This is a genomic window from Demequina phytophila, from assembly GCF_000971135.1.
In the GTDB taxonomy this organism is placed as follows: domain Bacteria; phylum Actinomycetota; class Actinomycetes; order Actinomycetales; family Demequinaceae; genus Demequina; species Demequina phytophila.
In genome coordinates, this window is the sequence record NZ_BBLW01000003.1 from 372813 (window position 1) to 384826 (window position 12014).

Here is a 12014-nt window from a genome sequence, read left to right on the forward strand (position 1 = left end):
GCTCGGTGCGCTGTGCCACCCTGGACCCATGCCTCCCCGCCGCCGCATCCCCGTCGCCGCCGGCCGCGAATCCGTCCGTCAGTGGGCGCTCCTCAGCGACGTCGGCACCGTCGAGCCGGGCGTGACGGCGATGGCCGTGCGGTTCAGCCTCGAGGAGCTCGCCGCCGTCGCGCCGGGCCGCTCGCTCGAGGTGCGCGTGCCGCCGTTCGGCGCGGTCCAGGCCGTCGAGGGCTCCGTCCACCGCCGCGGCACGCCGCCGGCCGTGGTGGAGATGGCCCCCGAGGTCTGGCTGGGCCTCGTGACGGGTCGCCTGCGATGGGACGATGCGGTGGCCGAGGGCCGCGTCGACGCGTCGGGGGAGCGGTCGGACCTGTCGGCGCTGCTGCCGCTCGCGCTGTAGGCCGCTTGCGCCGCCCGTCGGTCCCGGTGGTCGACCCGCGGGCGCCGACGGCTCAGGCCGTGACCGTCGCTCGCGCGCGGACAGTCGCGGCGAGCGCCGCTGCGCCCAGCGAGATCCATCCGATCGCGATGCCGGTCATCATCACCGCGGGCAGCAGCGCGTGCGAGGCATGCACGAGCGCCCAGAGCGGGCCGACGTCCGTGAAGGCGCCGGAGGCTTGGGAGAGGCCGAAGCTCGTGTCGGGCGTGCTCCCGCCGAACGCTCCGACCGCGGCGACGAAGCCCACCGTGATCCCCGCGAGCGTGCCCACCGCGAGCGGCAATGCGAACTCGACGGCACCGGCGAGCCGCGCGGCGCCGTGCGAGAGGCCCATCGCCGTCCGTGCCTGCCGGTCGCCCCGGTGGGCGGCCGAGCCGGCGATGGCGGTGCCGAACGCGACCGCGGTGAGCAGCGCGAAGACGAGGGCCGCGAGCGCGTACAACGGTCGGCCGTCCCAGCCCGTCGGTGCCACCATCGCGTCGGACCGCAGCGGCTCGGGTAGCCAGGACGGGATGCCCGAGCCGTACTGAGCCCAGTTGATCAGCGCCTGTTGGGTGATGAACCAGCCGAACGCGCTCGCGACCAGGGCGAAGACCGTCGCGGGCCCTGCGGCCTGGCGCGGACGCGACACCAGCGCGTGCGCGGCGCTGAGCGCCCAGGGACGGGCCGACGCCGCCAGCCTGCGGGAAGCGCGGTCGACCACGCGTCGCGCGTACGTCGCCGCCACCGCCAGGGTCAGCGCCCCGGTGAGAGGGAAGACCAACCACGGCCATCGGAAGCCCTCGAGCGGCAGCTCGTAGTACAGCCGTCCCTGATACGCGGAGTACCCGAGCGCGGGCACCCACACGAGGATGAGCCACCCGAGACGCAGCCGCCTCCGCGGTGGTGAGGTGGTGAGGGGTGCGACGGGCTTGAGGGCCGAGGCGGGCGTGATGCGCATCGCCCAGAAGGCGGGGATCGCTCCGACGATGGTGGAGAGGGCGGTCGCCAGCGCGAGCGCGCCGCAGAGAACCCATCGAGCCGGCACCGGACCGGCCGGAAGCAGCGCGTCGGCGTTCGCCGCGGCGAACGCGCTCCAGTCGAGCGCGGCGAGCGCCCACGCGGCGCCCAGCCCGGCGAGCCCGGCGACCATGCCCACGGCCGCAGCCTCCGCGACGGCGGCCCACGCGAGGGTCGAACGGCGTGCGCCGAGCGCCCGCGCGGTCGCGACCCAATGCGAGCGCGACTGCGCCTGCGCGCGGCCCGCGGCGAAGGCCATCCCGATCATGCCGGTCGCGAGCAGCATCGCGGCGAGCAGCAGCACGGAGGGGAGCACGACCTCGTTGGTGGCGCCGAACCAGGGCCGGCCGGGCCAGCCCGGGATCGCGTCGAGCGCGGCGGTCGCGTGCACGGCGCCGATATCCGCGAGGCCGTCGTCGGCCCCGACGTCGAGGAGGTCTGCGGCGCCGGCACGCGAGGCGAGCGCGTCATCCCAGTCGAGAACGGCGACCGGGAGGGAGAGGTCGTAGCGGCCATGGCCGGACGGGCGCAGCAGTCCCGCCACCGTGAGGCGCGTGAGGTCGGTCGTCGTCTGCACGTCGCCGTCCCAGACGTCGACGACCACGTCGACGCGGTCGCCGATCCCCAAGCCCAGCGACGCGGCCCAGTCCGCGTCCACCGCCACTCCGCCCGGGCGCGGCGCCGCGCCCGACAGCAGGACCGCCTCCCAGTCGACGACGCCGCGCACGCCCACGAGCCCGCGTTCGCCCCACCACGTGCTGAGCGCCTCGTCCGGCGTCGCGTCGACGTCGACCGCGCGCAGCGCAAGCAGGTCGAGCGTCTGCATCGCGGCGGTCTGCGCACCCTCGGCATCCGCGGCGTCGAGGGTCGAGCCGAGCTCCTCCCAGCTCACCGCGTTGTCGAGGCCGTCGTAGTCCGCGCCGACGACCAGGGTGCGGCTCCATTCGCCCCCCAGCCCGAACGTATCGATGGCGTGCCGTTCAAGCCGCATCTGCTGCGTCGCGGTGATCGCCACGAACCCGGCGAGCGCCACGGTGATGGCGGTGAACAGGGCCGTCCACGCCAGGTAGCCCCGATGCGCCCGCGCCTGCTCGCGCATGAGCCGGCCGATCACCGCGCGTCCGCCATCGCCAGAGTGCTCGCGCGGACCAGTGCCGCGGCGCCAGCGGCGCCCAGCAGGATCGGCACCACGCCCAACAGGGCCACCATGCCCAGCGGGACCAAGGCATGGCCGAGATGCGTCAGCGCCCACGCCCAGTCGCCGAGCGTCGTCTCGACCACGCCGTCCTGCCAGCCGCCGACGGGAACCTGGTAGCGGAAGGTGCCCACCGCCGCGGCGGCTCCGAGCACCAGTCCGACCCCCAGGCCGGCGAGCAGAGGCGCCGCGAACTGCACGGCGGACGCGAGCCGCGCGTCGAGCGCCGAGAGCCCGAGCGCCTCGCGCGCCTCGTGATCCGCGGATGCAGCCTGCCGCGACGCGGCGAACGTCGCGAAGGAGGCGAGCACCAGCACCGCGAGGGTCGACGCGGAGCCGACGAGGAGGATGCCTCCGTCGGACTGGCTCGGGTACAGGGTCGGCGACATGCGCCACCACGGCGAGTCCTCGCGCCCCAGGTCGATCGCGTCCGTCCATGCGGTGAGCGCCATCCACGTCGCGGCCACGCTCAGCGCGAGGGTCGCCACCGCCAGGACGGCCGCGGGTACCGCCGCCTGACGTGGCCGCCCGCGCAAGGCATCCCCGGCAGCGAGCAGCCACGGCCGCCGCGACCGTGACAGCCGCCTCCCCAGGACGCCCACGACCGCTCGGCACAGCTCGACGAGCATCGCCACCGTCGCGATCGCCCATGCGACACCCACGCCCCACACGATCCACAGCCACGACGATTGGCCCCCCGGGCCCTCGCCCGTCTGAGCCGAGAGCACCAGCGCGACAGAGAGGAGGATCCAGAGCCCGTAGATCCATGCGGCTGAGATGCGCCGGGAGACCTCGGCCTCGGTCACGGGCGTCACGGGCTTGAGCGCCGCCACCGGTGCCACGCGCGTCGCCCAGAACGCGGGGATCGCGCCGAGCACGAGCGAGAGCAGCACCCCGAGCCCCACGCTGGCGGGGATGAACCACCCGGGCACCGCGATCGAGTCGGGCATCAGCGCCGCCGGATTCGCCGCGACCAGCGCGGCGTACATCGCGGCGTGGACGCCGAGCCCCAGCGCGGTGCCCGCCACGCCGGCGACGAGTCCGACGACGCCGAGCTCGGCGAGCGAGGCGAGCACCACCTGCGCACGCCGCGCGCCGAGCACCCGGGCCGTCGCGAGCCACTGCGCCCGCGACGCCGCCTGGGCACGTCCCGCCGCGAACGCGAGTCCTACCATGCCGAGCACGAGCACCACGGCCGTCAGCGAGGCCAACAGCAGCGCCCCGGGCTCGATATCTCCCATCCACGGCGAGAATCGCCAGCCCGCCGCGTCGACAGCGGGGTCCGGGTGCCGGGTCGTCACCTCGATCGCGGCCATGTCGAGCGCTGGAGCATCGTCGCCGTAGAGCTCGGCGTCGCCGGCCGCCTCGATCGCGAACGAGTCGTCCCAGGCGAGGACCGCCGCGTACGGCACCAGCGAGTAGCGTCCGTCGACGCCGGTGCGGAGGAGCCCCGACACCGTGCGCCTGCCGAGGACCTCGTAGTCCTCCGACCACCGCGCGCCGGTCACGACCACGGTGTCCCCGATGCCGACGAGCGCGTGCGCCGCCCAGCCCGCGTCGACGGCGATCTCCCCGTCTGACGGCAGTGCCCCGTCGAGCAGGATCGCGTCCTCATCGATCGCGCCCGTGAGCCCCACGATCGAGTTGAGGTTCTCCCAGGTGGTGGACACCGCGTGGTCCTCCGTCTCGATCGCGAGGTCCCATGCCTGGTGGACGGCGGCCGGTTCGGAGCCGCGCGCCGCGGCCCCCTCGAGCAGCGATTCCAGCTCCTCGCGGGTGAGGTCGGCGTCGGTCGCCGTGCCCACGGTGACCGACGCCGTCGAGGCGCCCGTCCCGCCGTAGGCTGCCGCGGCATGGTCCAGGATGGCGCGCTGCTGCAGCGCGTCGAGCGTGGCCCACGCGACCAGCGTGACCGCGAGCGTCAGCAGCGCCGCCGTCCAGGCCAGGTAGGCGCGATGCGCCCGCGCCTGTTCGCGCATCAGCTTGCCGATCACGCGACGCCCTCCTTCTCCGCCTCGCGCAGCTGCTCCGCCGGGGAGGAGCGGTCGGCCCGCACCCGCACGAGCGCCGCGAGCCCGGCCGCGAGCCCCGTGGTGACCACGGCGAGCGCCACGAGCGCCGCCCACGGCGCCTGCGCGACGTCGAAGCCCACGTTCCACGCCCGGATCGCGAACCCACCGGCACCGCCCGCGGCGGAGAGCCCGAGCCCGATCACGGCGCCCGCGACCAGCCCGAGCGCCGCTCCCACGCCGGTGACCACGGCGGCCTCGAGCGCCGCCGCCCCGCGCATCGTCCCTCGCAGGGCGCCCAGCGCGACGAGCGTCGCGTGCTCGCGCCACCGCAGCCGCTGCGTCGCCCCGGCGAGCACCACGACGATCGCGACGGCGCCCAGCAGGAACGGGCCCGCGACGGTCAGGAGCCCGCGCGCGTCGATGCGCGTGGTGCCGCCCCAGTTGTCGCCGTTGCGCTCGGAGACCATCGCATCCCCGAGGTCGTGCTCCGCGAGCACCGCCTCGACGTCGTGCCCGTAGACCAGCACGGCCGAGGTCTCCGCGGGCCCGAACGTCTCCTCGGCCCACCCGAGCTCGACCCCCGCGAACGGCGCGGGCTGCGACGGGGACGCAACCGCGGCGGTGACGTCCCCGACCCGCATCACCGCGGGCCCGTACCCGATGGCGACGCCGGCGTCGAGGAACGTCGGACGCAGCCCGACCGGGTCGACGCCGTCCAGCGCCGCGAGCTCGACCGCCAGCAGCGTGTCCGCGGGGATGAACTCGTCGATCTCCGCGCCCGGCACGGTCGTGCCGTCGGTGGACAGAGCCGCCGCCCGCACCACCGTGAGCCGTGGGTCGGCCTCGAGAGACGCGACGATGCGCGGGTCCAGGGCAGGCGCCCACCCCGCCTCGGCCGCGCCGGGCGCGACCTCCGGGTCGATCACCAGCGTGGGTACCGTCGCCACCACGGCGTCGGGGACCAGGGCCTCGGCGATCGCGTTGCGCTCCGCGAGCCCGTTGACCATCACGCTTGCCCCGGTCGCGACCGCGACCACGAGCCCGATGGCGCCGACGGCGGCGGCACGCAGCGGCGCCGGCCGGGTCAGCGCGTCCGCGGCGAGGGCCCGGGCGTGAGCGGGCGACGCGCCACGTCCGAGCCACCCGGCGACACGAGCGACGATGCGCACGCCCAGCGCCGCGCCCCACGTCACCAGGAGCGCGGGGATGGCCAGGTACGTGCCGATCGCGAGCACGATCCCGACGGCGGTCTCGACGGGCGTGTACGGGTACGCGGGCCAGCCGAGCGCGAGGCTCGCGAGCGGGAGCACCGCCAGCGCGACTGCGACCCACGACCACCGGAGGCGGCGGCGGGAGGCGACGGGCGCATCGTCCCCACGCGACGGTCGCGTGGCCCAGCGGGCCGCGACGGCCCAGCCGAGCGAGGCGCCCGCCGCGAGCGCCACCCAGAACCAGGCCAGCACCTGCAGCGCGTACCAGTCGGGGCCGCCCGCGCCGAACCCGGTGATGAGCTGCCGCGTCACCGAGCCGGCGAGCAGCGAGCCCAGGCCCCACACGGCCCCGGCGAGCGCGCCGCGACCCGCCGCGGCGGCGATCAGCGCACCGCGTGCCTGCCCGAGCGCGCGGCGGGACGCGAGCTCCGCGCGCCGGGTCGCCAGGAAGCCGGCGCGCAGGGTGCCGGTGACCGTCGCGATGAGTGCGATCAGCAGCGGCACCGTGACCGCGGTCGCCATCGGGATGAAGGCGCCATCGCCGAGGAGCGGCTGCCACACCGGGGGCGCGAGGAGCCCGAGCGTGACGCCCGCCACCGCGATCGCCCAGGATGCCGCGTTCCTCATCGTGCCGCCCCTTCCCTGAGGGCCTCGGCCGGGGTATCGAGGTGTGCCGCGGCGGCCGCGATCGCGGTCACCGCGGTGAAGACGCCCAGGATCAGCGCGCCCCACCACACCGCGTAGCCCCAGGGCACGGAGCTCAGCGCGAGACCCGGGTAGGAGTCCGTGATGACCCCGGTGAGCGAGTGGCGCGCCGCGCCGACCATGCTCATGGTCATGCGGGTGAGCACGCCGGCGGACATCCCGGCCGCGACCGCGACCGACCCGACCACGGCGCCCTCGACCACCAGCGCCCACCGCAGGATGCGGGGCTCGACACCGAGCGCGGCGAGCGTCGCCGCCTCGCGCGACCCGGCCTTGACCGCGCCCGCGGCGACCGGGGTCAGGATGAGGGCGAGCACGATGCCGGCCCACACGTAGCCGGCGGGCACCTCCTGCGCCCCCGCGGTCGAGGTCGACGAGCTCCATGACGCGTCCGAGGGGATCCCGCCCACGGCGCGGTCGATCGCGACCTTGTCCGCACCCTCCTCCGCGTAGACCACGTAGGCCGTGCCGAGCGGCGGCGACTCGCTCGCCCCGGCCGCGGCGTACGCGTACCAGCCGTCCGCGAGCGGCACCACGCCGTCGGGCCGGAAGCTTGCGGTGGTGACGTCGAGCACGTTGGTCGTGTTCGCGACCACCGCGTCGGGGTGGGCTTCGAGCGCGTCGGCGAGCGCGTCGTCGATGCCGCGCAGGTCCGTCGGGTCGACCGCGACGATCGTGCGCGCGTCGTCGACTGTGGTGAGCGCGTCGCCCACGACCACACGCTCCACCCCGTCGACGGCCGCGATGCGGTCGCGCAGGTCGCCCGCGTCGGGCGCCACGCTCATGGTGAGCACGATCCGGTCGGACTGCACCACACCGGTCGGTGCGGTCAGCAGCGCGGCGAGCGCGAACGCGATGCCGCCGACCGCTAGGACCGTGCGTCCGGTCGCCTGGGTGGGGGACGATGCGCGGGCGGCCAGCACCGCCGCCAACCTGGGTGCCCCCGCACCTTCCGCAAGGGCGGCGGCGAGCGCCACGAACCGCGGAGCGGTGCCGCGCGCCCACGGCAGGATCACCGCGAGCCCGAACGCGATGCAGGCGACCCAGGCGACGGCCCACGCGATGCCCGCGGCGTTGGTGGCGATGAAGGCCGGCTCGGTGCCACCGCCCCACGCGAGGCCCACGACCACGCCCGCGGCGATCGCGCCCGCACCGCCGATCCACGCGGCACGGCGCCCGACGCGCACCGGGCGCATCGCCGCGACGTCCTCGCGGAGACGCTCGACCGGCGTCTTCGCGGGCCGCCACGCGGAGAGCACGTGGGCGAGCGCGAGCGACAGCGCGATCAGCAGCGCCTCGATGGCGCGCAGCGCCCAGAACAGATGGTCGGTCGAGAACGGCTCCCAGCCGCGGGTGGTCTCGAGCGCGACGTGGATGGCACCGGCGATCGCGTAGGCGGCCGCGCCCACCGCGAGGCCGTCGCGCAGGCCGGTGAGGCCCGCGCGCATCGTCCCCGCGTGCGCCGCCTCGCCCAGGGCTGCACGCACGGCCGCCTCGTGCGGGGACGCGGACCGGACCCCGAGCGTCCACGTGAGGATCGCGGTGAGCAGTGCGAGGGGGATAGCCGCGTAGATGAGGATCGCGCCCACGGAGATCCAGTTGAGCCGCTCCTGCGCCATCCCGCAGACGTCCGCGCACTCCTCGAGCTGCCACGGCAGCGACAGCGCCATCACGGCGGCCATCGCCACGCCCGTGACGAACGCGGCGACGCCCCTCATCGCTCCACCCCCGCCAGCGCGTCGAGCCCGGCCAGCACGGCCTCCGGCGTCGGATCGGTGACGTGGCCGGCGACCTTGCCGTCCGCGAACAGCAGCACGCGGCCTGCATAGGACGCCGCGGTGGGGTCGTGGGTGACCATCACCACCGATTGCCCGAGCTCGCGGCACGACTGCCGCAGGTGCGCGAGGATCTCCGCGCTCGCGTGGGTGTCGAGGTTGCCGGTGGGCTCGTCGGCGAGCACGATCCTCGGGCGGGTGATGAGCGCACGGGCGATGGCCACGCGCTGCTGCTGTCCGCCCGACATCTCGTAGGGCCGGCGGTCGAGCTCGCGCCCGATGCCGAGCATCTCGATGAGCGAGTCGAGCCACGCGTCGTCGGCCGGGAGCGCGTTGAGCCGCAGCGGCAGCACGATGTTCTCGCGCGCCGTCATGGTCTGCAGGAGGTTGAAGCCCTGGAACACGAAGCCGACGATGCGCCCGCGCACCTTCGCGAGCTGCTTGTCGCGCATCGCGGTGATCTCGTCCTCGCCCACCCACACCTGGCCGCCGTCGGGACGGTCGAGCCCTGCGAGCAGGTGCACCAGCGTGGTCTTGCCCGAGCCGGACGGCCCCATGACGGCGGTGAGCACCCCCGCAGGGACGTCGAGATCCACGTGATCGACGGCGGTGACGGCCGCATCGCCGCGGCCGTAGGTCTTGGTCAGCCCGCGCGCCCTCAGGGCGAGCGGGACGTCCCCCCGGATGTCCATGCCAGCGAAACTATCGGCGCAGGGCCGGCCCGCGCATCGTCCTCCCGCACCGTTCTGGGGTGATACCCAGGTATGACGCGTCACTCACCGGCGGGATCTAGGTACTGGCCCACGAACAGGATCGCGCCGGTGGCGGTGTCGCGGATGACGTAGAGGAACGGGCGGTCGGCGATGATCTCCGCGTCGAACTCCGGCGGTGCCGCGCCCGCGGCGCCCTCGACCACGGTCGCGGCGGCGGCCTCGGTGCCGTCCTCGTCGACGATCACCTTGGTGGCGTGGACGGCGGCACCCACCTCGAGATCGCGGCCGATGCCGTCGAGCCCGATGGTGCCGAACAGCCCGTCGACCCCCATCCGGTCGCCGATGACGTCGCGCAGGTCGACGCTCGACTCGGACTCGAAGCGCGGCATGCGCACGTAGACGTGGCCGGGGGCGCGTGCGGCGTCGAGCGCGGCCAGCGCCGCGGCGTCGAGGCCGTCGCGGACGGCCTCGAACTCGCCCTCGTGCGGGACGATGAGCGCCATCTCGAGGTCGCCCACATAGGGGAGCACGGCGGCGTCGTAGTCCTCGGCGAGGACGTAGTCGACGTCCGCGCCCACCGTCATGAGGTCCACGGTGCCGCCGCTGCGGCCATCGAGGGTCGTGAAGCGCTCCGGGTGGGTGCCGGCCTCGAAGAACGGCGCCCACCACTGCGCCTTGAGATAGACGGTGGTGACCAGGATGAATCGCGTGTACTGGTCCGGGAGGCTCTCCGGCATCACTCGCGGGATGAGGCCCGCGGTGCGCTCCTTCACCCACCCGTCGATGGCCTCGCGCGAGCCTGCGGGGTCCTCGAGCAGCGGGAGGCCCTGGGTCTCGGCCCCGAACCAGGTCTGGACCGTGTCGACGTACCCGGGGTCGGGCGTGAACGTCTCCTCGAACCAGGCCGAGTTGCCGATCCGCACGATGGGCAGGTCGACCGTCTCGCCATCGACCGTGGGTCCGCCCTCGCCCGCCTCGCTCGACACCTCCTGGTCGAGCGAGTTGAACGCGCTCAGCAACTCCTCGCCCTCGGCGGGGTAGGCGAACAGCTGATCGAGGGCGGCGTCCACGGGTCCCGACGCGCCGGCGTCGACCATCGCGAACGCCACACCGATCGACACGGGCGAGATCGCGAGGTTCTCGTCACCCGCGGCGGCGCGGAAGATGCTGAGGCCGGCGTCGTTGAGCGACTCCGCGAGCGGTACGGCGGCGGCGGGCGTGGGCTCCGGGCGGTCGAACGTGGGCGCCGGGTCGGGCACGGGCACGGTGGAGGGCGCGATCATGCACCCAGCCAACAGCAGGCCTCCGACAGCGACCCCCAGCGCGGCTCTCATACGGGAAGGACGCATCCGAGCCTCCGAACGTTGGGTTCCCCGCGTGCACTCATCCACACACGACTCACCAGAACCTGGCTGATCCGAACATGTTGACGCACACATCGAGGGCATCGGGTGGATCAGTGTCACGACTGTGTGGAGGGGCGTCCGGCGAGGCCGGCCTGGTGGGCGATCACCACCGCCTGCACCCGGTCGCGCGCGCCCAGCTTCGCGAGCACCCGACCCACGTGCGTCTTCACGGTCGGCTCCGCGAGGAACAGCGCCGCGCAGATCTCCTGGTTCGACAGCCCGCGCGCCATCAGGGCGAGCACCTCGCGCTCCCGTTCCGTCAGCGACGCGAGCCGCGCGTCGTCGACCGGCTCGGGCAGCGCCGCGACGCGCTCGAGCAGCCGCCGCGTCGAGGACGGCGCGATCACCGCGTCGCCCGCGTGCACGGTCCGCACGGCCGCGAGCAGGTCCTCGGGCGGCGCGTCCTTGAGCAGGAACCCGGAGGCGCCCGCCCGGATGGCGGCCATGACGTACTCGTCGAGGTCGAACGTGGTGAGGATGATGACCCGGGTCGCGGAGGACCCGGTGATGGCCTCGCACGCGGCGATCCCGTCCATGCCGGGCATCCGCACGTCGACGAGCGCGACGTCCGCGGGCGGGTCGAGCGCGGCGAGCGCGGACACGGCCGCGGCACCGTCGCCCGCCTCCGTCACGACGGTCATGTCCTCCTGCGAGTCGACCACCATGCGGAAGCCGGCGCGGATGAGCTGCTGGTCGTCGACCAGCGCGACCCTGATCATGCGTCCTCCTTCACGGGAAGCGCGCGGGGGGTGAGCGGCAGCCGCGCGCGCACCAGGAAGCCGCCGCCGGCGCGCGGCCCCGCCGTCAGCGTCCCGCCGAACACGGTCGCCCGCTCGGCCATCCCCGCGATGCCCAGCCCGGCGCCGTCGCCGCGGGCGGCCGCGCCCCGGCCGTCGTCGGAGACGGCCGCGGTCAGCGCATCGTCCTCCCACCGCAGCTGCACGAACGCGGTGACGCGCGGGCCGGCGTGCTTGAGCACGTTCGTGAGGGCCTCCTGGACGATGCGGTAGGCCGCCAGGCCCGCTCCGATCGGCAGCGGGCGTGGGGTCCCGGTGGTGACGTACGAGACCTCGAGGCCGCCCTCGCGCATCTGTGCGACCAGGGCGGGGATGTCGGTGAGGGAGGGCTGCGGGCCCAGCGCGGCGTCGCCGTCGCCGTCGCGCAGCACGCCGAGCAGCGCCCGCATCTCCGCGAGCGCGGAGCGGCTGACGTCCGCGATGGTGTCGAGGCTGGACAACGCGGCGGCGGGATCCGTGCGGCCGGCGAAGCGTCCGCCGTCCGCCTGCGCGACCACCACGGAGAGCGTGTGGGCGACCACGTCGTGCATCTCGCGCGCGATGCGGGCGCGCTCGTTCGAGGCGGCGAGCGCGAGGGCCGCGGCGCCCTCCGACGCGCTCGACTCCGCGAGCGCCGCGAAGCGGCGCCGCTGCATCGCGAGGCGCACGGCAAGCGCGATGGCGACCGCCGTCGCGACGGCCGCGAGCCCCCACGCCACCCACGTCATGGCGCTCACTGTACGGCCCTCCGGCACGATGCCAGGGAGAGCGCTCTCCCGCGAC

General features: G+C 75.0%; 9 protein-coding genes. 1 reads left to right on the forward strand and 8 read right to left on the reverse strand.

The genetic code is table 11. The annotated features are described in order from the left end of the window. Positions 1-28 precede the first annotated feature (28 nt). On the forward strand, positions 29-400 hold the full coding sequence (locus AOM01_RS06775) for a sterol carrier family protein (RefSeq protein WP_062290860.1): 372 nt from the start codon (positions 29-31) through the stop codon (positions 398-400). A 52-nt stretch (positions 401-452) separates the two neighbouring features. Here the strand turns inward: AOM01_RS06775 and AOM01_RS06780 are convergent, their stop codons facing one another. The 8 genes from AOM01_RS06780 to AOM01_RS06815 all read right to left on the reverse strand — a co-directional run bounded on the left by AOM01_RS06780 (position 453) and on the right by AOM01_RS06815 (position 11959). Beyond that, positions 453-2552 carry an FtsX-like permease family protein gene (locus tag AOM01_RS06780; protein ID WP_062290863.1) on the reverse strand — a complete coding sequence of 700 codons (2100 nt, stop codon included), beginning with the start codon at positions 2550-2552 and terminating at the stop codon, positions 453-455. After that, positions 2549-4627, reverse strand: coding sequence for an FtsX-like permease family protein (locus AOM01_RS06785; RefSeq protein WP_062290866.1), 2079 nt, complete (start codon positions 4625-4627; stop codon positions 2549-2551). Before AOM01_RS06785 ends, AOM01_RS06780 begins: the two co-directional genes overlap by 4 nt. Further along, entirely contained in the window at positions 4624-6483 is a 1860-nt protein-coding gene (locus AOM01_RS06790) for an FtsX-like permease family protein (protein WP_062290869.1), read from the reverse strand. The genes AOM01_RS06785 and AOM01_RS06790 overlap by 4 nt, the downstream gene beginning before the upstream one ends. Beyond that, positions 6480-8279, reverse strand: a complete 1800-nt coding sequence (locus tag AOM01_RS06795) for a hypothetical protein (RefSeq protein ID WP_062290872.1) — start codon at positions 8277-8279, stop codon at positions 6480-6482. The genes AOM01_RS06790 and AOM01_RS06795 overlap by 4 nt, the downstream gene beginning before the upstream one ends. Continuing rightward, on the reverse strand, positions 8276-9028 hold the full coding sequence (locus tag AOM01_RS06800) for an ABC transporter ATP-binding protein (protein WP_062290875.1): 753 nt from the start codon (positions 9026-9028) through the stop codon (positions 8276-8278). The genes AOM01_RS06795 and AOM01_RS06800 overlap by 4 nt, the downstream gene beginning before the upstream one ends. A gap of 80 nt (positions 9029-9108) precedes the next feature. After that, positions 9109-10332, reverse strand: coding sequence for a serpin family protein (locus AOM01_RS06805; RefSeq protein ID WP_062290877.1), 1224 nt, complete (start codon positions 10330-10332; stop codon positions 9109-9111). Positions 10333-10511: 179 nt separating this feature from the next. Further along, positions 10512-11174: a response regulator gene (locus tag AOM01_RS06810; protein WP_062290879.1), complete on the reverse strand. Its 663-nt coding sequence runs from the start codon at positions 11172-11174 to the stop codon at positions 10512-10514. Further along, positions 11171-11959, reverse strand: coding sequence for a sensor histidine kinase (locus AOM01_RS06815; RefSeq protein WP_062290882.1), 789 nt, complete (start codon positions 11957-11959; stop codon positions 11171-11173). The genes AOM01_RS06810 and AOM01_RS06815 overlap by 4 nt, the downstream gene beginning before the upstream one ends. Positions 11960-12014 lie beyond the last annotated feature (55 nt).